At 41.9% G+C, this 24,252-nt stretch carries 15 protein-coding genes and 1 pseudogene; 9 read left to right on the top strand and 7 right to left on the bottom strand.

Annotated features, from left to right (window positions below; all coding sequences use genetic code 11):
• Together V7K30_RS33550 and iscB are read right to left on the bottom strand one after the other, a co-directional pair.
• Nucleotides 1-771, bottom strand: coding sequence for a DUF928 domain-containing protein (locus V7K30_RS33550; RefSeq protein ID WP_335006840.1), 771 nt, complete (start codon nt 769-771; stop codon nt 1-3).
• Nucleotides 772-846: 75 nt separating this feature from the next.
• Entirely contained in the window at nt 847-2,199 is a 1,353-nt protein-coding gene (gene iscB, locus V7K30_RS33545) for an RNA-guided endonuclease IscB (protein WP_335006838.1), read from the bottom strand.
• Nucleotides 2,200-2,961: 762 nt separating this feature from the next.
• Here iscB and V7K30_RS33540 point away from each other — a divergent pair.
• The 3 genes from V7K30_RS33540 to V7K30_RS33530 all read left to right on the top strand — a co-directional run bounded on the left by V7K30_RS33540 (nt 2,962) and on the right by V7K30_RS33530 (nt 7,829).
• Nucleotides 2,962-4,002, top strand: a complete 1,041-nt coding sequence (locus V7K30_RS33540) for a cyclic nucleotide-binding domain-containing protein (RefSeq protein ID WP_335006836.1) — start codon at nt 2,962-2,964, stop codon at nt 4,000-4,002.
• 38 nt (nt 4,003-4,040) lie between these two features.
• On the top strand, nt 4,041-5,534 hold the full coding sequence (locus V7K30_RS33535; RefSeq protein WP_335006834.1) for an NHLP bacteriocin system secretion protein: 1,494 nt from the start codon (nt 4,041-4,043) through the stop codon (nt 5,532-5,534).
• A 150-nt stretch (nt 5,535-5,684) separates the two neighbouring features.
• Nucleotides 5,685-7,829, top strand: coding sequence for an NHLP family bacteriocin export ABC transporter peptidase/permease/ATPase subunit (locus V7K30_RS33530; RefSeq protein ID WP_442941133.1), 2,145 nt, complete (start codon nt 5,685-5,687; stop codon nt 7,827-7,829).
• 202 nt (nt 7,830-8,031) lie between these two features.
• Here the strand turns inward: V7K30_RS33530 and V7K30_RS33525 are convergent, their stop codons facing one another.
• Complete coding sequence (locus V7K30_RS33525) at nt 8,032-9,048, bottom strand: cupin-like domain-containing protein (protein WP_335006832.1); 1,017 nt, start codon at nt 9,046-9,048, stop codon at nt 8,032-8,034.
• Nucleotides 9,049-9,168: 120 nt separating this feature from the next.
• Here V7K30_RS33525 and V7K30_RS33520 point away from each other — a divergent pair, with 120 nt between their 5' ends.
• The gene (locus tag V7K30_RS33520; RefSeq protein ID WP_335006830.1) at nt 9,169-10,032 is read left to right on the top strand and encodes a thiopeptide-type bacteriocin biosynthesis protein; all 864 of its coding nucleotides are present in this window, start codon (nt 9,169-9,171) and stop codon (nt 10,030-10,032) included.
• A gap of 39 nt (nt 10,033-10,071) precedes the next feature.
• On the opposite strand, the gene V7K30_RS33515 is transcribed toward V7K30_RS33520, so the two are convergent.
• The gene (locus V7K30_RS33515) at nt 10,072-11,262 is read right to left on the bottom strand and encodes an RNA-guided endonuclease InsQ/TnpB family protein (protein ID WP_335006828.1); all 1,191 of its coding nucleotides are present in this window, start codon (nt 11,260-11,262) and stop codon (nt 10,072-10,074) included.
• A gap of 759 nt (nt 11,263-12,021) precedes the next feature.
• Between V7K30_RS33515 and V7K30_RS33510 the strand changes: the two genes are divergently transcribed.
• Entirely contained in the window at nt 12,022-12,384 is a 363-nt protein-coding gene (locus V7K30_RS33510) for a hypothetical protein (protein WP_334869196.1), read from the top strand.
• A 73-nt stretch (nt 12,385-12,457) separates the two neighbouring features.
• Here the strand turns inward: V7K30_RS33510 and V7K30_RS33505 are convergent.
• The 3 genes and pseudogenes from V7K30_RS33505 to V7K30_RS33495 all read right to left on the bottom strand — a co-directional run.
• Nucleotides 12,458-12,602 (bottom strand): annotated as a pseudogene (locus V7K30_RS33505) (IS1 family transposase); the annotation flags it as partial.
• A 477-nt stretch (nt 12,603-13,079) separates the two neighbouring features.
• On the bottom strand, nt 13,080-15,770 hold the full coding sequence (locus V7K30_RS33500) for a tryptophan 7-halogenase (protein WP_335006826.1): 2,691 nt from the start codon (nt 15,768-15,770) through the stop codon (nt 13,080-13,082).
• Entirely contained in the window at nt 15,749-17,251 is a 1,503-nt protein-coding gene (locus V7K30_RS33495) for a tryptophan halogenase family protein (protein WP_335006824.1), read from the bottom strand. The genes V7K30_RS33500 and V7K30_RS33495 overlap by 22 nt, the downstream gene beginning before the upstream one ends.
• A 176-nt stretch (nt 17,252-17,427) precedes the next feature.
• Here V7K30_RS33495 and V7K30_RS33490 point away from each other — a divergent pair, with 176 nt between their 5' ends.
• From V7K30_RS33490 to V7K30_RS33475, 4 genes are all read left to right on the top strand, one after another.
• Nucleotides 17,428-19,197 (top strand): MBL fold metallo-hydrolase, encoded by a 1,770-nt coding sequence (locus V7K30_RS33490; protein WP_335006822.1) that lies wholly within the window; start codon nt 17,428-17,430, stop codon nt 19,195-19,197.
• On the top strand, nt 19,197-21,512 hold the full coding sequence (locus V7K30_RS33485) for a lantibiotic dehydratase (protein WP_335006820.1): 2,316 nt from the start codon (nt 19,197-19,199) through the stop codon (nt 21,510-21,512). Before V7K30_RS33490 ends, V7K30_RS33485 begins: the two co-directional genes overlap by 1 nt.
• 301 nt (nt 21,513-21,813) lie before the next feature.
• The gene (locus V7K30_RS33480; RefSeq protein ID WP_335006818.1) at nt 21,814-22,557 is read left to right on the top strand and encodes a hypothetical protein; all 744 of its coding nucleotides are present in this window, start codon (nt 21,814-21,816) and stop codon (nt 22,555-22,557) included.
• A gap of 151 nt (nt 22,558-22,708) precedes the next feature.
• The gene (locus tag V7K30_RS33475) at nt 22,709-24,205 is read left to right on the top strand and encodes an MBL fold metallo-hydrolase (protein WP_335006816.1); all 1,497 of its coding nucleotides are present in this window, start codon (nt 22,709-22,711) and stop codon (nt 24,203-24,205) included.
• Nucleotides 24,206-24,252 lie beyond the last annotated feature (47 nt).

The raw sequence follows: 24,252 nt of genomic DNA, 5'->3' as shown, positions 1-24,252 counted from the left end.
TTACTCAATTTTGTCATTACAAATATTTACTAAAGGTTTGGAAACTAAATTTTTTAATCCCACTGACTCCAATAAAGCTTGCCAATTAGTCATGATTGTGCGATCGCTAGGATTGGCAAGACGTTGCTGTACTAAAGTATCCACTGCTTCGTACCAAATACCAGCTGTGGCATACACTTGGGACAGTTGCTTAGGATTTGTCCTGGCTATCAGCTTCGATAAATCAGGAGTGGGTTGGATTCGTTCTACCCAACCATCAACATTGATTTCCTCTGCTAGTTCCTCTGAATTGCAAGCGTTCACCATATACCAGTGATACTGTTTACCAACTTTGAGGCTTGGCGCTTTTGCTGGGAGAGTAAAACCAATAATTCCTGATTGTTTAGGAAGTTTAAAAGTCGTTTCGTAGATTATATCCTCACCATCTAGAAGTGAAAAGTGAGCAGTTTGTACTTGTATCTGCGGTACAAACCAGTAAAATGTCGGACGTTCTGCAAAGGTTAAACCTAATTTATTTGGCGGCATTAAGGGAGTTAAAGTTTCTTTACTTGCTAAAAAGCAGGAACCACCACGACTTGCTCCACCAGCCGTAGTTTGTGGTGCTTTTCGATTTGGAGGGATAAACTTCTGACTAATTTGCCAACTCTGGAATCTCTGGAATTTAAGTGCAATCGGTGATTCAGCTATCACGATTCTGGGCAAACTAGAAATTATTAATACCAGAGATATAGGAAATGCTGAAAAATTTACAAATTTTTGTATCCAATTCATCAGACTTCTCGCCCCGTGGAAACCCCTGCATTCATGTATGGGGGTAAGGGGCAGGCGATTTTAATCGCTGTGACGTTAATATCCATACGAGTAACCATCCTTTTTATGAATAGCTTTACACAATTTGTAACTTATTCCTTGAACTAACCCTTTTGCTGTTGAAATATTGAAACTACCCGTAGTTCTGACTGCAATGCGACCAACGTATTCACCAATTTTCTTACCACTAGTGACAACAGCTTTTACAATATCCCCAGTCTGAAAACCTTTAACAAATTTAAATCTGGGTACATTGCGAGATGGGAATCCAAACTTGTCTGTACGGCATGATTGTCTAGAGCCGTGACCATTAGGTGTAATTAGCAAAGGTTTAACGCCTCTGATGTTTAAGATTGGCGTTGACTTACCAACACATGCAGCATCTAACCAATGAGTTTTTTCTAAATTCTGCTGACTGCGATTAAACTTTGTTAGACCGCCCGAACCTGTCTCTACTGTTAATCCAGAAGATTTTAAGACTTCCAGCAATGCGAATCTAGTTATATTGACTGCGGCTGCATCCACCAAAGGTTTTTTAGCTTGCTTCAAGATTTTCTCTAATCTAGATGAATCTTTTTTGAGAAAATCTTTAATGTCTTTTGTTCCTTTTTTGATATTACATTTCTTACAACTCAATGTCAGATTTGTAATCGAATTGGAACCTCCTCTAGCCCGTGGGCGAATATGTTCTATTTGAAGTGGAACGTCTTTAATTCCACAGTAAGCGCATTGTCTACCCCATTTTTCAAGTAGGTATTCCCTCGTTTCGTAACCAGCCAAAGTACCTTGTTGGTACTCTTTACCTTCTATATCTGGGTTACGCATCAATTGCATATCAAAGCGTACTAGCTCTTGACTAATTGCTTGAATTGGTGCAAATCGGCGCAACTTCTCAACGAGCGTTTTGATGTTCTCGATTCGACTTTGTAAGCTTGGTGCTAACCAACCATCAGGACGAGTTATATTATTGAATCTGGGTTGACGATATCTAGTTTTGCGATTTATTCTAGCGCGTCTTAGCTGTCGTCTGGATGTTAAAGCATCTCGAATTACGAAGCCTCTATGCTTTAATTCAGCCGCAAATACAACCTCTCCAGTAGTATCGTTGACTAATGCTATTCCTGTTGTTTTTGCACCAGGGTCTAGCTTTAATCTGAGTGGCGATACAGGAGAGGCACTCCGGCCTTGCCCTACGCCGAATTGTTCGCGCAGCGTCTCCGATAGGAGAAGGAAGTTCCGTGAATCTGGACGTGATTCTTTAAGAATCAAAGTGAACGGAAACTGTCTAAAAATTGCTGCTTTTTTGTTTCGTAGTAATTGCCTCGCTTGTGCCGAGTGAATTGGATATAATGGTCTTTTTTCAGAATCAATTAAGAATACTTTGGACACAAGTCCCTCCTTTCGGGTAAAGTTAGCTTCGCCAAAGTTATCGGTCGGTACTATCCAAATTGCACTTCCTTAACCCTGTTACAGATGTTTAACAATTTGGTTTTAGAGCAGGGAACTAGCTTCGCATTCCCTGGTAAGTCTTTAACTCTTACCGATAACGTAGTCAATTAAAACTTAGGCTGGTCAGATTAGGGCTTTCTTAAGCCCCTGCCTTTAGGCATGGGGTTTCTGACATTAAGTTCTATTAATTTTCAATCATCTCACAAAGACAAATATTTGTGATAACACGAAAAGGTGATATTGAGTTAAATTAACTACCAATGATAAAACCTATATTAACTTTTGTTTAAAAAATTTTGTTAAAGATTTTACAAAGATAATTAAGTACTTATACTAGTTCTATGTGAAGCTGCACAAAATAAACTTTGATAAATAAGGGGCTTGAGCAACTGGTTCTATGTAACCTCACAGATAATCGGTATTAGAACTTTGTATAAATAAGAGTATAGCTTGGAATCCTTTGTGAGCAAATACGTAAAAAGTTGTAAGTAGCTTTAATGACAGTGAATAGAGCGATTGCTATAGTTGTCTGGTAACTTTAGCTTCTCATGCAACTCGACCCCTTTTCTGAAAACCTTGTTTTTACTGAATTTATACTACTTCTGTCAGACAACTAGGTTGAAAACTTCAATAAAACTAACAAAAAGCTGTATTTTGCTGCAACAAATGATTTCATTCTACTCATAATCAAGTTTAAATCCTATGCTTAGACAAATCCTGGTTAATACTCCTAATTTTGCTGCTTTCAGGGAAAGTGATATTGATTGGATGCTCAGTGTAGGCAGATGTAGAGAGCATCGTATTAATGAAGTTATCATTCATGAAGGGAAAGAAGTTATTGATACATTAGAAATTTTGCTAGAGGGAGGATTAAGCATTTGTGTTTCTCCCACAGGCAATGTGAAAGACACACAAGAAATTGATCGTGTATCACCAGGGGAAATTGTAGAAACTTTATCTTTGATAGATAATCGTCCTCCATCTACTACTTTTATAGCTCTGGAATTTTCACAGATATTAGCACTGCCAAAACAATTATTACTCAAAAGACTGGAGCAAGATACAGAATTTGCTGCACTTTTTTATCAAATAATGGCTGTTTTACTGTCACAGCAATTGCGGAGGCTTACTGATTTCCTGACTAAGAACAAAGTAGTTCCAGGAGAACCAATGCGAAAAGTTTTGTTTGTATTTGCTATTTTGAATGATAGCGATATTGATTGGATGATTAGCCAAGGAGTAAGAACTAAAGTCAATTCAGGTAAGGTGCTAATTGAAGAAGGAAAACCTGTTGACGCATTATATATATTGTTAGATGGCAAGTTAGGAATTTTTGTTACCACCCCACACAATAAACTTGACGAAAGAGAAATTGCTCAATCAGTCAAAGGCGAAATTTTAGGGGAAATGTCTTTTGTGGAAGCAACAACTGCCTCTGCCACAGTCAAGGCAGCAGAATCTTCTATATTACTAGCTCTACCACAACAGAAACTAGCTGAAAAATTAAAGCAAGATAGAGGATTTACAGCACGTTTTTACAGAGCGATCGCTGTAGTTTTAGTAGATCGGATTCGCGATCGCCTTTTCCGTCGTGGATTTGGGAAATTAGTTTACCAATTAGACCAACTCTTAGCAGAAAATATTGAAGTTGAAGATGAACTCAACTTAGATACATTAGACAATACTGCACTTGCAGGTGCTAGATTTGACTGGATGATTAAACGTCTAAATAGGCAATCTTGAAGTAGGGGAAGGAAAAGACGCAAAGAGGGGTAGACGCGATGACGCAAAGAATTTTCCCTGTCCCCATGTCCCCAATCTCTCTCACGCAAATGGCTGAAAATCAAGATAGTATATTTCGTAAGGAATCACTGGATCGTTTATCCTCTCCAGAAAGATTGGATCAGTTAATGCAGGTAGTCAACCCTTTAGATTGGCTACCTTTGGTGACGCTGGGTAGTTTTATGTTACTGGGGTTAATTTGGAGTATTTTTGGACATATTCCGATGACGGTAACAGGAAAGGGAATACTGATTCAACCCAATCAAGTTGTAACTTTTGAGTCGCCAATTTCAGGACAGTTAAAAAGTCTTAATGTCAAAATAGGACAATGTATAGATCAAGGATATGTTATAGCGACGATTGATCCGACGGAGCTGAAGCAGCAATTGCAACTGCAACGCTCAAAACTAGGACAATTACAAACACAAGAACAAAACTCATCATTGCTTCAGCGACAACGTACCACTAAGGAAAAAGAAGCGATCGCATCTTCTAGAGTTAGTTATCTTCAACGTTTGCGGGATACTCAGACTCTCACGCCTGCGTTTTATGAAAAAGGCTTAAATGCCATCCGCGAACAGCGTATTAGTTTGCAGCAACGGCTCAATGATGCTATAGCGATCGTACCTATACTGAAAGATAGATTGCAGAAGCGCCAGCAACTCGCAAATGCCGGAGCTATTTCTAAAGATATATATTTACAAGCACAGCAAGAATATACACAGGGAATGCAGACGTTATCCGATCTAAGAGCGCAGCTCAAACAGTTAGATGTACAAGAAACAGAAGCACAGCAGAGATACTTACAAAATTTGAGTTCTATAAGCGAACTGCAAGCGCAATTAAAAGATTTAGATACTAAGAGCCAACGTATAGAGCAAGAAAATGTCGAAAATCTCAATACAAAAATTAATCAAATTCAAGAAGTTAATCGAGCGATCGCTCTATTGGAAAAACAAATATTAGATAATAGTCAAATTGTTAGCCCTAGTAATGGCTGTGTATTAGAAGTGACTGGTTTTTTGGGACAAGTTACTAGTCCGAAAACTCCCCTTGTCACCCTGAACATCGGCGACAAAAATACCCCACTAATTGCCGTCTCCTACTTTAATGTCCAAGATGGCAAGCAGATTCAACCAGGAATGATCGTGCAAATCACCCCCACATCCGTGAAAAGAGAACGCTTTGGCGGCATTGTCGGCAAAGTTACCTCCGTTTCCCCCTTACCTGTGACTAAAGAAGGTGCAAAGTCTGTGATTGGCAACTCTGATTTAGTAACCAATATTTTGCCAACTGGCGGCGGAGGCATAGAAGTGCGAGCAGAAATGGAAATAGCTCCATCTACCTTTAGTGGTTATCGCTGGTCTTCTTCCCAAGGGCCAAAATTAAACATTTCTACCGGGACAACTACCAGTGTCCGGGTTAAAGTAGCAGAGCAGGCACCAATTACTTATGTCTTACCCATTCTACGAGAATTTACTGGCATTAACTAAAGTTTTAAAAATGATCTTGTGCAATTGATTCAGCAATTAATTTCCTCAATTCAAAACCTCAATTCCTTACGTAAAAAAGCTCCGTCATCAGACCGAGAAACAGCACAAAGTAAGATAGACTACCGCGTCAAAACTCCTACCCTATTGCAAATGGAAGCAGTAGAGTGTGGAGCAGCAGCTTTCGGGATTATTTTGGCCTACCATCGCAAAATTGTGCCTTTAGCAGAACTGCGGCAAAATTGTGGGGTTTCTCGTGATGGTAGCAAAGCCTCGAACATGATCAAAGCTGCCAGAAATTACGGAATGCAAGCTAAAGGTTTTAAAAAGCAGCTAGCACAATTACAAGAACTTCGTCCGCCATACATTGTTTTCTGGAATTTTAATCATTTCTTAGTAGTAGAAGGATTTAAAAAAGATCGGGTTTATCTCAACGACCCAGCTACGGGGCCGAGGCGAGTCTCCTTCAAAGAATTTGATGAAGCCTATACAGGGGTTGTCCTGGTGATGGAACCAGGGCCAGAATTTCAACGTGGAGGTCGCAAACCTAGCTTAATAGGCGCACTCATTGACCGTTTGCAGGGTTCTTGGGGAGCTATTCTCTATTGTTTTCTGGCAGGATTTTTTTTAGTCATTCCAGGATTAGTTTTACCGGTTTTTAATCAGATTTTTGTCGATAATATTCTGGTAGAAAATCGTACAGAATGGTTGCGTCCATTGATTTTGGGAATGTCAATTACTGTGATTATCCAGGTGTTGCTGACATTACTACAAAGACGGTTTTTGAGAAAGCTAAATATTAAGTTATCGGTGGAGATGTCCGGGCAATTCATCCAGCATATTCTTCGTTTGCCAGTATCATTTTATTCCCAAAGATTTGCCGGAGAAATTAGCAGTCGAATCAATATCAATACTAAAGTTGCAGAAGTGTTATCGGGGCAGTTGGCCAGGACTGTGATTGATACCATGATGGTAGTATTTTACGCCATAGTTATGTTTGCTTATGATGGCGTGCTAACTGCAATCGGTATCTGTTTTGCTGCGATTAATATTTTGACATTGCAGTGGATTTCGCGGCAGCGCACAGATATTTATATGCGAATTATTCAAGATCGGGGCAAAGTTGCAGGTACAGAAATTGCTGCTCTTCAAAGTATGGAAACTCTCAAAGCATCAGCGTTGGAATCTGATTTCTTTTCCCGTTGGTCGGGGTACTACACAAAATTTATCAACGGTCAGCAGGAATTAGGCGTTACCAATCAAGTACTAGGTATTTTACCTGTTTTCTTAACTAGTTTAAGTTCCCTATCAGTTTTAGTTATTGGGGGTCTACGAGTCATGGATGGGCATCTTAGCATTGGGATGTTGATTGCTTTCCAAAGTTTAATGACTAGCTTTTTGACTCCAGTCAACTCTCTGGTTAATTTCGGCAGTACCTTACAGGAACTAGAAGGAGACTTAAATCGGCTGGATGATGTGTTGCAAAACGCAATCGATCCAGAATTGGACAGTCATAATTTACATACTTCTACAGCCAAACCCTTACAAGATATTTCATCCTGCGAACTTAAGGGATATATAGAATTAAAAAATGTTACATTTGGCTACTCACGAACAGATGGGCCTCTAATTCAAGACTTGAGTTTTCAACTAAAACCAGGACAGCGAGTAGCCTTAGTTGGTAGTAGTGGTTCTGGGAAATCAACAGTTGCCAAATTAGTCGCGGGACTTTATCAATCTTGGTCGGGAGAAATTCTCTTTGATGGTGTCCCCAGAGAGCAAATTCCAAGAGCGATACTTTCTAATTCTCTGGCAATGGTAGAACAGGAAATTTTTCTATACGCCGGCACAGTTCGAGATAACTTGACTTTGTGGGATGATACAGTGTTAAATTCTCAATTAGTGCGAGCTTGCAAAGATGCTGCCATTCATGAAGTCATTTTGGCTTTACCTGGCGGGTATGAAGGCAACTTACTTGAGGGTGCTGCTAATTTCAGTGGAGGACAGCGCCAGCGTTTAGAAATTGCTCGTGCATTAGTCAACGATCCGACAATTCTGATCATGGATGAAGCAACCAGTGCCCTAGATACAGAGACGGAAAAAATTATTGACCGAAATCTGCGTTATCGAGGCTGCTCTTGTATTATTGTGGCTCACCGCCTCAGTACCATCCGCGACTGTGATGAAATCATTGTTTTAGAAAAGGGTAAAGTTGTGCAACGAGGCAACCACAAAGAAATGTCCCAGCTTGATGGTTCCTATGCACGGTTAATTCGGTCAGAGCAAGCAAGTGTTTAGCAATGATATTTGCGATCGCAGTCCCTTAACATACAATACGCTTGGCTTTGTGAAAAATTGTAGGTTGGGTTAAGCAAAGCGCAACGCAACAAAGCCTTGGAAATGTTGGGTTTCGTTCCTCAACCCAACCTACGCAGTTTAAGGTTTTGGCGCTAACCCAAGCGTATTGCCTTAACATAACCTCTTAATATGATCAATTAAGTTATATTTTTCCTATCAAAGATTTGTTCAGCATCACTTCACGTCTTCTCAACTCCCGAATATTCTTGATAGGTTCAAGGCCAAGATATTGCCCCCGAATCCTTAAAGATAGGTAGTTCAAAGTGTCCCTGCGATCGCTTTCACTCCCTGACAAGGAATGGCTTGCAGCCTCTAGTTTTTCCAACCATTCCAGATGATATGATTGTGCTTTTGTCTCATCTTGCAGCAACAGCGACAAGAACTGAACATCAACTGAGGGGGCTGGAAACAGATTAGCCAATCGACGATTATAAGAGTTGCGTCCTAAACGATAAGCAATTGACATGGCTGGTTCCAAATACTCAATATAATGCCAGATCATTATCGGCATAAAAATAGTTTCGCCAGGATAAAGTACCGCATCAAATGCGTTGGTATATTGGAGAAAATCTGTTTTCTCAGCTTCTGACATATTTTCCAGGAAGATGCCACTTGTACGACATAGATTAGCCTGATCAATGGCATCTAACTTTTGAGTTTGATGCGGATGAATCAATACAAATCGTTTTGTGCCAAAAATTTGAAACAATAAGACATTACGTTGATCAGCATCATAGTGCAAATGAGCATAGTTATTGCTAGCAGCGATAAACATGTTCGAGTATAAATCGCTCTCATAACTTAAATTTTGGTATAAATTCAAGGGCAATAACTCAAGCAGCTTTTGGGGTGTGGGATACTCAACACAAATATCAAGAGTTGTGGGTTCTGCTTGCAGGAAATCAAGATATGCACCCAAGTTCATCATGCGGGGGACATCGGCTGATGTCGAATCTAGCAGATGGGCAATATAATTTGAACAGATTTGAACTGGGATGTCAGTCAAGCCTGTTCTTACCTTTTCAAGGGTATCCATCTGACGCAGTGATGAATTGTCAAACATATTAGTGATAATCACTGGGCGCTGCGGCAGAATATACTTTTGATAAAACACATCTGCTGAAGGTGCTTCGATACGATCAATGTTGTCGAGAACCATGTTTTTTTATTGCTAACATGCCGTAATGCTGCTTTAAGCCAGCTTCTATTGTCAACCTTTCTTTTCTTGATTTAACATAGGACTTATGCAATGGACTTATGCAATGTTAAAAGACATTTCATGACCGAAGAATCAACTTCAACTACACAATCTAGTAATAAGGACTGGGAAAACGGGAATTGGGTGCAACTTAACGTGGGACTCGTCAGGCATAAGGGTAATGCACTATCGAGTGCGCGTGCCCTCTTTGCCCGACTCGAACCGTTGCTTACTTACTGGCGGAGTAATAATTTGTTACGCTGTTTCTTCTTTATGAGAAAACCGCCAGATATGCGGGTGCGCTTTTTTACAACAGTGGATCGGCAACAAGCGATCGCACAAATTTCTGACCTCATGTATCCTCTTGAACGTGAGAATTTTATTAATCTATTCTTCTTTAGTGACTATCAGCCAGAAAGCGATCAATTTGGTGGGCTTGAAGCCATGAAGTTTGTTCATCAGCACTTTGACGCAGACACTTCAATATGGCTTATACTTGACCATCTCGATCAACATAACCTTAGTATTATCCCTAAAGACTTACTTCTTCCAACTGTGCTGCACGATCTCTTTAGCCGTGCTTTGTCAGATCAAGTATTTATTCTGGCAGCCTGGCACAGTTTAAGGGCTTTGATTCCTACACCTCCTGAAGCCACAATTCCAACAATTGAACTACTTTCTCTCGAAACTTTGTCTGAGTCTCGAACCGTAGCAGGACAAGAAGCTGATGTATTACAAAAATATGCAACAGCTAACAACATGCTTGCAAAGGAATTGGTTAATCTTCAGCATCTTGGTCAATTGACTCAGGATCTGGCTGATATACTTGCCGCAGTAGCAATGTTCAATTTTCACCGCCACGGGTTTGACTGGCGTCGTTCAGGGAAATTAATTGAAGCGATAATCCGAATTATTGAGCAAAAGGATGAAATTCCCATGTGCTAATTGACACTCTCCGGCGTGAACGCACGGGGATTCTTGAATCTAAGACATAACTTGCTCAATCAGGGTTACCCCAGAAGGAGTAGAGGTTTCATCTCCCCAAGCGTTGCTTGCGTCTAGCGCAAAGGTTCCAGTATGCCCTACCGTACCCAATCCTGAGTTAAGAATATTTATACTGGCATTATGATCTCTATCTAACTTGCAGCCACACTGACAAACGTGTGTACGAGTAGATAAGGATTTTTTCACAATTACGCCACAGTTAGAGCATTCCTGACTTGTATACGAGGGATTTACTGCAATAGTAATCCTCTTAAATACTTTCCCAAAATACTCTAACCAAACTCTAAATTGATACCATCCAGCATCATTGATTGATTTTGCCAAACAATGATTTTTCACCATGTTCTTAATCCTCAAGTTTTCATAGACGACTACATCGTTTGATGTGATTACGCACCTTGCCAATTTCACGGCATGGTCAAAACGCTGTCTACTTATTTTGAGGTGAACTCTACCTAATCTCTTTCGTGCAAAGCGTCTGTTGTTAGAACCTTTAACTTTGCGAGAAACAAGTCTTTGTGACCGTTTCATTTTCTGTTCCCCAGTTCGATAGAACCGAGGATTTTCAATCTTTTGCCCAAGGGAATCGGTGTAGAAGCTCTCTAACCCTACATCCAAACCAACTGTCTGATGAGTTGGAGCGATTAATTCTCTTCGGTTTACATCAATGCAGAATTGAGCATACACACCGTCAGCACGTTTTACCAATCTTACCCGTTTTATCTGGTTTATTTGATAAAAATGCAGGTCACGAGTGCCTTTTAACTTTAATCGACCAATACCATTTTTGTCAGTAAAAGTTATGGATTTACGATTATCGGCAAGCTTGCAGCCTGAGGATTTATACTCAACAGAACGGCAGTTTTTCTGAAACTGAGGGAAGCTCTTTTTACCCGATATCTTTTTCTTGCAGTTGTCATAAAATCGAGATATAGAAGCCCATGCTCGTTCGGCTGCGGCTTGCCTAGCCATTGAGTTTAGCTTAGATGCCCAAGGAAACTCTTTCGCTAATAATGCACAATGCCGTGAAAGTTCAACCCAAGATTTAGCAAGCCCATCCATCCACAATCTGATCGCTTTATTCCGAATGAACTGAGTCGTTCGGATCGCTTGATCAATTGCTTGAAACTGCAATGCTTTCCTGTAGGTTTTGAACTCAAAAACTAGCATGAATATTTGTTATTTGACTTATCTAGGACTTACGCATTGACAGGAAGAACCAAATATGGGGTATGGATTTCAGGCATTAGACCTTGATTTTTTGACACTTTTTTGCGATCGCTATTTATCAAAAGATGATTGATAAAAGCCTGAAATGACGCATTTTCGTTAATCCACAAGATAATAAATTTGTACAGTGCGTAAGTCCTATTATCTTATTATAGCACCTCCATCATAAGACTATCAAAGGATTGCCCTGGAAATATAATATAAAGCCGTCGTAGAACGACGGGGCTTTAGACCCATTAATTCCGGTAAAGTTGGGCTTTGTCTGTCGGGTATGAGTCCCAGTTCTAGAAGGCTTGCCAAAGCACAGGATGCTGAGTGTTGCTTTAACACCAAATAATTGCATTAACAACGCATACATGATGTGATGGGCTACTAAAGAGAAATATAAAGTGGCCTATGTAACATTTTAAGCTTCAACTAGCACCATTTTGTCAATTCCAATGTTAATTTTTTTATTGTAAAATCCAAAGCTAATGTATTATTAATTACAAATCTTTACTAAAATTAGCTAGACATTAGCCCATGCTTTAAGCAATTATTGTATTGGAAAATACTAAACCCTCGGTGATATAGCTGATATGTTGCCTAGTGGTTTGGGATTAATACTTTTGAAGTTAATCACCTGACTTTCAGATTTAGTTACCTACTTCGAGATCCCAAAGTATAAAACCAAGTATCTTATCTTAAGGAGAGTTGAAAATGTCTCAGCAAAGTTTTGTCGAATACTATGAAAATTTTTTAGGGCAACCAAGCAATTCTCAGTTGCGTGAGGCTTTGGATGCTACTGAAGCAGGCGAGTTTGCAAGAATCGCTGTTGAACAAGGCCAGTCAAATGGTTTTGATTTTAACACTGATGACGTAAAAGCCGTGATGGTTTCTGCTGAAAAAAAGGTTCTAGGTTTGTCAACTGCTTCTCCATCTGTGAATATCCGGTCTATTAATAGCGTTAACGGTATTAAAGCAAGACCGACTAACCGAGAATTGTCAGAAAATGAGTTAGAAAGTGTTGCTGGTGGGCTGGCTTCATCCAAAGTTGGAGATACAATTATGTGTTGCTGGTAGCCTTGATTTCAGGCTTACAGTGTCAGTACGAATAAAGGTCGTGACTAGAGGCGTTGCTAAATAAAGATATGTTTTAGGCTGACAATAGAACAGAATAATATTTGAGGTAGTGCAGTAACATCAAAGAGAATGCCTCAGTATTTATTGCCTTTGGAATAGCAGAGTGTTTTTTGATGAAGATGAACCAGATAATATCTCAAATGAGTATTTTTCTTCTCGGTTTATCTCAGCATCTTGTCTGTATAACCGACAATTTGATAGCTATCAGAATTCACTTCAATTCATATTAATATTGTCATGCAACGCCTACCTAAAAAGCGAAATCTCAAGGTACTTCCTAAGAAAAAAATGGAGATGCCTACGTTTGATTTGATAAAGCAGCATTAACAACACCAGTCTGATAAAAAGTTCGTTTTAAATTCATCATTTTTTTTGTGCGATCCTAACCTTTTAATGTAACGGTTTTGAGATCGCATTTTTCAAAAGCACTAGTTAGAAGTCATGTGTTGTGTGCTTAATATGATACATAAAAAATCATTCAGATGTATTAAAGCACGAGTATCTATTGTTACTTCAGCATATTATTCTGATCGACCGCTAGATTGGATTTGTGGAACCGATTTTTTTCAGCACTTATAGCAATCGTCATTTGTGGTTCAATTACCTGAAAATTGCTGTAAATGCCGATTAGCTTATTAGGCAGGAAGCCAAGTGTGTAACCAACTATCTTGGCGCTTGGCAAAGTCGTAAAGCAAATCTTGCCGTTTCTCGCGCAAGCAGGAGAGGGCTTCATGTTGGGGCATAGCGGTGCTAGCCAGCCCTTTGAGAATTGCCATTTGGCGTTGCCAAGTGGCTGGATCTTCGACGGGTTCGACAAAGCGGGCGGATACCTGTTGACCAGCTAAGAGTGTGTCATAGGAGTGATCGTCAGAGAAAAACTCTGGAGGATGTAGTGTATAAAACAGAGAATTTCGATAAGACAGGGGGGCCCGCTCACTAAATAACGCTAGTCGCTCTGCTGCGCCAGAGATATCTGTGTCTCTATTGGCTGCTTGCCAGAAGGGAGTAGATAGACGGTGATTGAACTTGTAGTGAATTCCGAGAAACCAACGCAGGGCATCCCAACGATCGCTCATCTTGCGGTTGAGTACAGATTTGATTCCTTCATCTCGTTTTGATGCTGGAAGGTTGGTAAGCAGGAGTTCCAATTCTAGAACGATCATGTGGATGGCTGTTGATTCTAGTGGTTCTACAAAGGCATAGGAATTTCCGATCGCCACAACGTTGCCTTTCCAAAAATGCTCATGCCGCCCAGAACGAAACTTCACCATCCAAGGGTCGCCCATTTCCGGATTTTTGGCCCGCATTTCTTCTAGAGCTTGGTCAACACTACAAAATGCTGAAGAAAACACATACCCCCGATGATCGGCATCCTCAAAGGGAATATTCCAACACCAGCCATTATTCATGGTTTCGGCTAGAGTGTAAGGTTTAACTGTACCATTATGAGGAACGGTAGCAGCGATCGCTTGATCAGTGCTGAGGGTATCTTGGTAACTCACAAATTTTGAGCCAAGTTTCTGCTCTAGCAACAACGAACGGAAGCCTGAACAATCAATATACAAATCGTAAGTTAGTTTCCGCCCATCCTCGGTGATTAAATAGGTAATGGTTTCACCATCGGCAGACATCTGGGCATCACAAATTTGCACATCAATATGCTGTATTCCGGCGGCGATCGCTTCCTCTTGTAGATAACGAACAAACCGCCGATTATCGAGGTGATACGCCCAGCGAATTTGGTGAAGTAGGGACAACGGAGTCCCATCGCCGCGATCAAAAATAGGAGCGCGATCGGCACTCATCAGCATTGCCCCCAATGACTGATTGTTCAGCGTTGACTCATAGAGGAGAGATTCTAGCAAGCGTCCTCGCTGAAACGGAAACGTAAATTCATAATCATCAGGCAGTCCCCACTGGAACTTAATTCCCAACTTCCAGGTAGGACGAACCCGCTGATAAAAATCAACGATGTCTAGTCCTAAAAAGCGGGGACTATGGAGAAACTTAACCAGTTCTGGAGTAGTTGCCTCGCCCACACCAATCACCGGGATGGCACTCGATTCCAGCAAAGTCACCTTAATGTCTGGTCTGAAAGCGCGAAAGGCTAAAGCCGTGAGATAACCGGCTGTGCCGCCCCCCAAAATGCCCACAGTTTGATAAGCATCGGCTGCTGGGCGGATTGCTGCCTTGGGTGAGTTCGGCCAGATCCGCCCAATTTCTTCAGCAGCAGCAGCGATCGCGCTTCGTTCGATAACTCCCAACGGTTCATCTAGTCGCGGGGCACACTCGTGACACTCACTGCTAGGGAGAAGCCGCTTAACGGTGCGTAGGCATAGCCCGCCGTAGGCATCGCCCTGCCCTGTAATTTTCAAAACGTTGGTTGCATGAGTTGGTGTTAAGGTCGGGCCTAGAAGCGAAATGGCTTCTTCAAGACAAGCCTGGGCTACAGAGGATAAGAGTCGGCTATCCGCTTTGGCAACGATTGGGGTTGAAAGTTGCGGCCAAATATCTTGAAATACCGATGGCAACCCTTCCAGGGTGATGACTCGACAGCCAAAACAAGCGGTTGCACCTCGGATAACCGTTGGGCCGATAAGTGCTGTTTCCTGAGAAGCGGTGACAAATAAACATGGAGTGCCACTGGCTAGCGCCGACTTGTTGACATCCAACAGTGCCTGAAATGGTACACCTTCCAAAGCACAAATAACAAAGTCGAATTCTTTAAAGAGTTGGCATAACCCAGAAATACTAACAGAGTCTAGACTATCTTGGTATGCTGTCGGGGCTAGGGAGGATAGATATGCTAAAGTGCCGTTGACGAGTATCCGTTCTTGCTGAAGGGCGCGAAACTTAGATGTTTGACAGGATTCAAAATTCTTCAGATAAAAAGCGCGACGATTATGAAAACCTGCGGCAGCAAATGTTTGATCGAGATGATCAAGTAATTGGTGATTGCCTAGTAAAGCGATCGCCTTTTGACCTAACTGCTTAGAGACTATGGGCAAATCCCAGCGATGATTTTGGGGTGGGATTTCAGTTACTACCTCTTCAATAATATCCAGCTTACTTAAAGCCAAGATGATCTCGTTTAAGTAGTTGCGATCGCTAGAGTCTGCAAGTTCAGCATAAATTGCCTCAAGCGGACGAACTCCATCAATCAGCACCAAGAGTTCGCGGATAATGCTGGGCTGAATGCCTTCGAGAACAAACACTTCGCTGCCCACCCAGCTACAAACCTCACCCGTTTCACTGAGGATTAAATGGGCATTGGGATTAATCCGAGGCACCTGGGGAATGTTATCTATGAAGTCAGCCATTGACATTTTTTTTCTTTCACAACCTGAATCGCCTCCTGGATTGGTAAGGCGTTAGCACAATTCTTGATGAAATAGTTTTTGACTTGTCGCCAATTATCTAAATCCAAGGTATCATTGTTGCTTTGATACTTTGTGGCAACCTGTTGACCCATAAGCAGATTCAGATAGCCGTTATATCCAAAAACACTATTTTTACGCAGCAGCAGTTGACCAATTGGTGATGGGCCATTGTTTTGAAAAAAGTCTACTACTGTTTCGGCATCACCAATATCAGTTTGCTGCCAGCAGTGTCGCCAGAATTCTGATTCTACTCGACGATTGAACTTAAAGTGAATCGATAAAAAATCACGAATATCATCCCACTTTTCGGCGATCGCTCGATTCGCTAGATTAATTAATCCTGCGGTTGGCTGCTGATCTGAATCAATCAATACATCACACACATATTTAATGGTTTCGCCAATCATGTGTAATCCTGTTGATTCTAGGGGTTCTACAAAACCTGATGCGTTGCCAACGGCGACGACATTATTTACCCAAAATCGTTGATGTCGCCCTGACTTGAACCTAATAAGATTATGCTCATCGCTCATTAAGGGATTCTGACGTTTCATCTCTTGCAGAGCATGATCATCACTGATAAAAGCAGATGAATATACATAGCCACGGTTAACTTTATCCTGCAAATCAATTTGCCAACACCACCCACTCTGCATAGTTTGGGCAGTTGTAAAGGGGTAGATCGCATCATCTCGCATCCATGTGCCCGTGACAGCAGAATCACAAAATAAGCTGTTAGAAAAACTGCAAAAGGGTTCTTGCAGAGTCTCTCCTAGCAACGTCGAGCGAAAACCAGAACAATCAACAAATAGATCACCAGCCAATATTGTGCCATCAGAAAATTTCAGCTGGCGAATGTAGCCATTCTCTGCAACCTCAATATTTTTAACAGGTTTATCAATAACTTTTATGTTAAGTTCAGCTGCTCTTCTTTCTAAGTAAGAAACGAAGCTGGTATTTTCAATATGGTATCCAAAGCGTTCATCAACAACAAAATCGCCAGTTTCTTTACGGAAGCAAGGCGATTTATTTTGCTCCATCAACAGTGAATAAATACTGGATTCTGTAGTTGAATCCAGACAATAATAAGCAGTACTTTTACTTAAAACACTGAGTTTATCTGCCAGATGAGTCACGAAAGGATAGTTGAAGTGGGACTGAGTAGAATCCCCCCAAATAAACTTAATTCCCAATTTCCAAATAGGTTGTGTTTCTTCATAAAATTGCTCTCGATTTAATTCTAGGTACTTATGTAGAAACCAAGGTATCCAGGCGGTAGTCGCTTCACCCACTCCAATAATTGGAACGGTTTTGGAATGGACTACAACCACGTTCAACCAGGGCATCTTCACCTTCAAAGCCAAGGCAGAGAGAAATCCAGCACTACCTCCGCCAAAAACTACGACATTATGTATTGTCTTTTCCACACGTATGACTCAGTACTGCTCTGTATTCCAGTATGCAAGCTTCATGGCATTTAGGAATTATTTGCTACCAATCTTAGCAATTGATATTTTGCTTCTTAAATTCCTTAAAGATTTTCCCCTTTTACTGTATAATCAGCTACCATTTTCTGAAAGTACCAACAACGGAAACAATTCTCATGCGTGTCACAATTTGTGGTCATGCCGCTTTATACATTGAAACTACTGATCAACGCATCCTCCTCGATCCATGCTTCTCGGATACACTTGTCGAGGGCACGCTTACTTATTATCCTGGTCGTGTATTTGAGTTAGACAAACTACCAAACCTGACAGCTTTGGTGGTGACTCATGGACATTTCGATCACTTTCATTTAGAAACCCTCCAGAAGCTTAAGCGTGAACTGCCTGTGATCACTGCGGATGAACCGGCACTGGTCGAACAGCTGCAAAAGATCGGATTCTCAAAAATAATCATCTGTCAGCCTTGGCAGGCGATCGCCCTTGGACAAACTTACTTGCTCCCCACTCCTTCAGACCATGAAGAACCAGAGTTTGGGCTGTTAGTTCGAGATCCAACTGGCACATTCTGGCACATGGCAGATGCAGAAGTAACGGCGGAAATTGGAGAACGAATCACGCAAGAATACGGTGCCATTGATTTGATTTCAACCAAGTATCAGCCAGTAGTACGTGCCAGTATGGGCTATTTGCACGGTATGGGAGCAACATTTGATCGGCAAGGGGTAGTCAGTTGGCTGGAAGCGGCATGTGCCTGCAACCCTGCTTTGGTGTTCCCTTACGCCTCAGGTCTGTGCTTTAGTGGTCGGCACGCCTGGTTTAACCGCTATGCGTTTCCGTTAAGTTCAGCAGAAACAGTTCGCTTGTTGCAACGTCGGCTTGGTTCCCTAGAGCGAGCGATAACGGTGCGTCCTGGTGATGTGATTGAGCTTCAAGCTGGGCAACCTCCGCAACGACATGAACAGTCAGCTGATTTCGTTAGAGAAAAGCCATCTCCTGGGTTGCGCTGGGAACCAATCGATATCAGCACCCTCACAGGATTGTCTACACCTGAAGAACGGCGTACCTTGCAACAAAAGCTAGATGTATTCTTGGCAGGGACTTTGGTTTCGTGGCTCAAACATCAGTTCAAACAGACTCACAGCAGTTGGACTAGTTTCCCTGCCGAGCAGGTTGTTTGGCAGTTGGTGGTTCATGCTGGAGATGGAGAACGGCTAAACTATACCATTGATTTTCGTTCACAGGATTTTTCCGTCTTACCAGGTGAGCATCCAGAAGCAAACTTCTTTACCCACATCGCCGGACAAGCTCTTGACGATGTGATGACGGGCAAAATGCCGGGGTTAAATTTTTGGCTGGCGGGTGAGGCTCGTAGTTATGAAAAGGTTATTTGTGTACGCAATGGTCGTTTCGAGTGTCCAAAGTGGCCAAAGACAGCCGAAGATTTCCCCTCAGATCCCCTCACTTACTATCTCCGTCATTTTGGAGCTGGCGAAACTTCTCTCGTTCAGCCGGAATTGGCTGATGCCCAGTCTGAGAAAGCACCAGAGTCACCAAAAAGTGCTAATGATATTCAGATTCTCACCCGTTTAGGGGAGAACGAAAAAGTGATGAACAAAAAAGTTCTACTGGCTTATTTGGCAGTTCAAGAAGCAGAACGCTTGGGACTGAAGATTTCTGATATTGAAATTCAAACAATGTCTGACTCCTTTCGAGAGCAATTTGATTTACTCGATAGCCAAGATACAGAGCAATGGTTAAAGGAAGCAGGCTTGAGTATTGAGGGATACTCAGCTGTGATGCGAGATTTCACCGCAGTACTGAAGCTGGAGCAACATTACACTAAGGTGATCGATCCACTGCTCACCAATCATCGCCGCGTGGCTACAGCGAGATATGCCCGCCCACAACGGGATATAAACGACTGATGAATCATCCCAGAAAACAATTTGAGCTTGCCCCTGTTGGTATTTTGCGGGCTGCTGCTTGGCCAATCGAGAATATTCAGAGTTTTGGGAATCAGGAACTTGCAAGCCTAGCGTTAGCAGCAAGCCGGACAAATGACGATCGCACCTGGAAGGAATATACAACAGCCTATCAGCAGGTGTATGAAGACGAGCGCGATCGCCTTTGGCAGATGACCGCAGCAGATTCATGGTTTATGAAAGCGTTGCTGTTGTCTAATCCGTCACTCGTCACGGAAATACAGCGTGGGCTGCCACAAAGACAGGGAAAACGGACTAAAAAAATTCGGCATCTGGAGACGGCACTGTATCGTTATTTAGCGCGGGCTGTGGGACGGACAACACCATACGGCTTATGGGCTGGTGTCAGTTTAGTCGAATTTGCCAAGACGGTGCGGCAGGAGTCGGTTGCAGCTAAGTATTCATTTACACCTGACCTCCGTCCTTTTCAAACGATATTGCGATCGCTAGCTCAACGTTCAATTTATCGTCAAGGTGCAACTTGGCGATTGAATCCAACCTTGAGACGACAAGCAGATGGTTCTTGGCGCTTTTGGGGTCGCACTCCAGAGGGGTTAGTCGAGCAGCGTGAAATCGAGTTTCAGGAAATTGTGGATATCCTCTTAGAGGAACTGGCCAAATTGGATCTGGGGACATTAGATGAATTAGCTAAAACAGTGGCAGCCTCACCTCGCTGGAACCATGCAGCAGAACTAGAAGATATTCTGCATCTCTTCATTGATGGGGATGTGCTTTTAGGCGGACTCGATCTGCCCGATCGCTTTGAAAATCCTTGGGAAGCATTAGCAATTGCAGCAGACAAACTAATTGAGCCAGATCGGTATCTCTGGAATAGCACTATCCAAGAACTGCATTGCCTTTGCGATACTCTCGCGGCAAAGCTTGATTTCATGTCTCTGGATACACTTGCGGATTATTTACAACAAGCAAAGACTTGTATTCAAGAACTCACTCAAGCCCTTGATGTTTCGCTCGTCCAGCTAACCAAGCCAGTGTTGCACTGCGATTTGGGACTACCGTTTCGGATTGCCATCGATGAGGTGCAGCAAAACATATTACTTCAAACACTCGCAGACTATGAGCGTTGCTGGATTCAAGGTGCAAGTCCAGCCTCGGCAATGCGGATGGCATTTCGTGAGCGGCTGAAACAGGAATTTGCAGAGGGTGTTGCACTTGGGGATCTCAAATCCACCTTGGGTTCTGAAATGAGAACAGTTCATAGCCATCCTGAAGTTATCACCCGGTTGGACGCGTGGGAGCGATCGCTATCGCAAAATACAGAAGTAGTCGTTCTCGAAACCAGCAGCAATTCGCCAAAGTCGGCTCTGTCTAAAGCTCCTTTCGGTTGTTTGTTCACGGGTCTATTTGAGTCTTTCCAACTGGTAGTTCACGGGATTAGTGATGATCCGGTGCGAATCTTTGCTCGGTTTAAAGACTTACTGAATGAGAATCATTTATTGCATTCTTGGTTTCAAGAAAAGCTTGACTGTTTGGCAAGCCAACATCAAATTCAAATTGCAGAACTAAAAAGTCCCTTTGAGTCAAATCCAAATGTACTGGCTCGTCCCCATTTCAACCTTCTTCCCATTGAGTTGTGGGGGGCGAGTCAAAATACTCCATCTCTAGCCGATGCAGAAATTTTTTTAGATCCAAAAACACAGTTGCCTTTTTTAAAACTGCGATCGGCTTCGCCCAACCCTGTTGCAGTATTTTGGTTTTCCTTGGCTGCGGTTAATACCCGTGACCCCATCTCTGAGCAGTTACTTTGGACTACCTTTCAAGATAACCCGATGGCGGTCTTTCGTGCTCTCACAATGCCGATGCAGATTGAACTGACTGCACCTCGTTTCACTCCTCGTGTTCAGCTGCCAAAAGAAGCGATCATCCGTCCTCGGCGGACAGTTTTGAGTGGGCAAGTCTTAGCAGAACTTGCCAAATTGATTGGAACAGAGCGCTTTGCCAGATGGCAGCAATTAGCTGCTGAGTATAGCTGGCCGATACTGCTCAATCTGCAAATAGAGGATAAGCCTTCACTCCTTTTGCATCGGGACAGCCCTTTAGCCCTTGAGTCTTTTTTCAAAAAAGACCTACAAAAACACACCCGATGGCTAATTGTAGAAGAGTTAGTCAATCAACCTTGGCTAGTTGACTCCAAAGGGCAGCATCATATAGCAGAACTTGCCTTACCCTTTGCCCACACCGAACATGGCTGGTCGTTGCGTAGAGATGAAATGTCGATTATAAAGGTAGCTGGCTGAAAAAGAAAAGAGGAACAAGCGCTTTCCTTTTTACTGCCATGATGCTCTTTTTGGCTTGGAAGAGTAGACCTCTTGCAAAAATAAATTATGGTACGATGGGGAGTTTTAAAAATTTGCTTTCTATCTTTATCAGACATACCACCGAGGTAATAAAAGTTCTCTGTATAGATTATGATATGGATTTTTTATAAAAAGCTTAATAATACCATAAAACTTTTTTGCAAGAGGTCTATTGTAATAATTTATATTAGACTCTGTATTAATGAACGAGATAAGTTATTTTATAGAAGGTATTTAGATTGTGGAAAAGCAAGTATTAAAAAGCGAATTTTATTCGAGATTATATAAATGGTCAGCAAACGATGCTTATCGAGAAGCTAGTAATAATTTTCCGTTTCTCAAAACTATGAATGATCTTCACGTATCTCATACGTTAGAGGTAGTAGAGTCGTTCTCAAAATCACAACAAATAAAAATGTTTGTGGCTCTTACTAAAAATTCTTATCAGTTATCAGGAGAGTATTCTAATATGGACTTAACTCCAGAAGAAAAAATAATGCTAGGATTATTTCAAAAAAAACAAGAACTTTTGCCTCACGACAAATCAAAATTGCATGATATTTTTTATATTAAAAAAAGCTTTTTAAAAATACCTATAAAAGAACTAAAAAAAAATATTATTAAAGAATTATTTCCTATCTTTGGTAATCCAAGTGAGCCGGGTAATCATCTCCCTTATATGACAATTATAGAAAACAAGTGGAGTATCTCAACTTTAGTATCTCTGGATATTACAGGCATTTCATATTCACATCTAGTGGGTTTTTTGCCTCAGGGTATAACTTTTTCAAATAATGAAGAACTTTATAAGAAAAGATTGGTTTTCTCAAATCCTATTTCACTACCTAAATGGTTAGGTTTTAAAGGAGGTGGATGGTTTTTTCTCAAAAAGGAACACCCTACAATAGCCGCGAAAACTATAGCAGGAGCATGTTCTCATTTTTTAAATGCTTTTCCTGATTTAATAGATGGCTTAGTTTCTTAGAAAGTTAATACAATTGTATATTATTTACATAGTCGTACAACACCTCAGTCCCAGTCAATTGCTTTGCTTCGGCGTATACCGTTAGTTTTGCCCATTCTTCTGCTGATACCCTTAAATTGTAGACTTTTGACTTTTAACTATTGACTTGCTTATGATACGTCAAAGATTAAGCAGCAGCATTAAATTCCAACTTATATATCAGGACGAAACCAAGTTTGGTAGTGCTGTGACTGGACAATGTGACACTACCATCCGTCGCTACTGCGCCAGCATCACAGAACACCGCAATCGATATGGTCTTGCAGATGTGGTGGTTCATTCGCGGGATTTACTGGCATTAACAATGGTTCCAGGTGGTCTGGCGGATTTGTATCAGCGTCATAGTGTCCTCTTAGAAGATTGGCTATATCCCGATCCCAAAGCTGTTAAACCCATTGCACTTGAGATGGAACGCAATATTGGCAAAACAATCGTCATCCAAGAATTATCTCCCAATCTCCTATCCGATCTAGCTTTGTATTTAGGGGAATGGCAAGAAGGAAGTAACGCTCCAACTACAACCATTGCTCGCGAGTTATGGAACGTATTAAGTGATTATGGCGCACTGGTTGAAGTCAACGAACTATCCGTCAAGCCTCAACTGGGCCATGCCACTTTTGTCGGTCACTCCACCCTACGGCTCAGTGATGGCAACTCTAGTATTCTCTTCGATCCATTTCTGTTGCCCAAGTCTAAACTTTATCCGCCAAACTACCAACCCCTCAGCTTAGAGGAAATGGGACAACCCGATGCAGTATTTATCACCCATTCTCACCCCGATCATTTTGATTTAGGAACGTTGCTGCGAGTTGGTGCAAACACCCCAATCTTCGTTCCCGAAGTTAAGCGAGAATCTGTACTGGCAATTGATATGGCGTTGCGGCTGCGTCAGCTTGGGTTCGAGAATATTCACACCCTACGCTGGTTTGACGAAACTCAAATTGGTAGGATGCGAGTTATTGCCCTGCCCTTCTACGGAGAACAGCCAACGGTTGCCCAAGCCCTCCACCCAGAGATTCGCAATGAGGGCAATACCTACCTCGTCGAGTATTGCGATCGCCGTGTTGCGCTGACAGGAGATTCAGGGAGTGATTGCCTAGGAGATGTCAAAAAACTTGCAGCTACAGCCTTAGAGCGTTATGGTCCCCTTGATACTTTATTTGGTGGATATCGAGGTTTCGGACTGTATCCGATTCAGTATCTCTTTTCATCAGTCGCTCGCTATCTTCCTTTTGTCCCAGAGAATAGCTGGCAAGTACGTCAAAAGATGATGTGTGATGCCGATGATTTAATTGATGTAGCAGAAATCTGGAATGCTAAACGAATTGTACCGTACTCCGATGGGGGTGCGCCTTGGTTTTGGCAGCGCGGTCTTGGCCCTTGCCTTGATGGATTGCAAGCACACATCATGGCAGTTGATCCAACCCCAGAGCATGTTTGCCAGGTAGCGACTGTGCGCTCTGGAACCCGTAAAGATGGAGCAATCGCCTCTCCTGTATCGATTTGCTTGCTTCGCCCTGGAGATGCTCTTGCGTTTGCTCAAGAGGATACACGACTAGTTCAAAACCAATCTTGGCCATATGTTAAGTCGGTAGGTTCGCCCATTTAAAAAAGTTGAAGAGGAATTAAGATGCTGTAAAGCTTATGCAGCTTTAT

The sequence above is a fragment of the Nostoc sp. genome, assembly GCF_036917655.1.
Lineage (GTDB): Bacteria > Cyanobacteriota > Cyanobacteriia > Cyanobacteriales > Nostocaceae > Nostoc.
The sequence above is the reverse complement of the archived record's forward strand: the minus strand, read 5'-3'. Positions and strand labels throughout refer to the sequence as shown.

Coding starts and splice junctions, on each gene's coding strand:
- V7K30_RS33485 (WP_335006820.1), top strand. CDS start 19,197: ATGAATCATCCCAGAAAACAATTTGAGCTTGCCCCTGTTGGTATTTTG.
- V7K30_RS33520 (WP_335006830.1), top strand. CDS start 9,169: ATGACCGAAGAATCAACTTCAACTACACAATCTAGTAATAAGGACTGG.
- V7K30_RS33525 (WP_335006832.1), bottom strand. CDS start 9,048: ATGGTTCTCGACAACATTGATCGTATCGAAGCACCTTCAGCAGATGTG.
- V7K30_RS33490 (WP_335006822.1), top strand. CDS start 17,428: ATGCGTGTCACAATTTGTGGTCATGCCGCTTTATACATTGAAACTACT.
- V7K30_RS33515 (WP_335006828.1), bottom strand. CDS start 11,262: ATGCTAGTTTTTGAGTTCAAAACCTACAGGAAAGCATTGCAGTTTCAA.
- V7K30_RS33500 (WP_335006826.1), bottom strand. CDS start 15,770: ATGTCAATGGCTGACTTCATAGATAACATTCCCCAGGTGCCTCGGATT.
- V7K30_RS33475 (WP_335006816.1), top strand. CDS start 22,709: ATGATACGTCAAAGATTAAGCAGCAGCATTAAATTCCAACTTATATAT.
- V7K30_RS33510 (WP_334869196.1), top strand. CDS start 12,022: ATGTCTCAGCAAAGTTTTGTCGAATACTATGAAAATTTTTTAGGGCAA.
- V7K30_RS33540 (WP_335006836.1), top strand. CDS start 2,962: ATGCTTAGACAAATCCTGGTTAATACTCCTAATTTTGCTGCTTTCAGG.
- V7K30_RS33530 (WP_442941133.1), top strand. CDS start 5,685: ATGGAAGCAGTAGAGTGTGGAGCAGCAGCTTTCGGGATTATTTTGGCC.
- V7K30_RS33550 (WP_335006840.1), bottom strand. CDS start 771: ATGAATTGGATACAAAAATTTGTAAATTTTTCAGCATTTCCTATATCT.
- V7K30_RS33535 (WP_335006834.1), top strand. CDS start 4,041: ATGACGCAAAGAATTTTCCCTGTCCCCATGTCCCCAATCTCTCTCACG.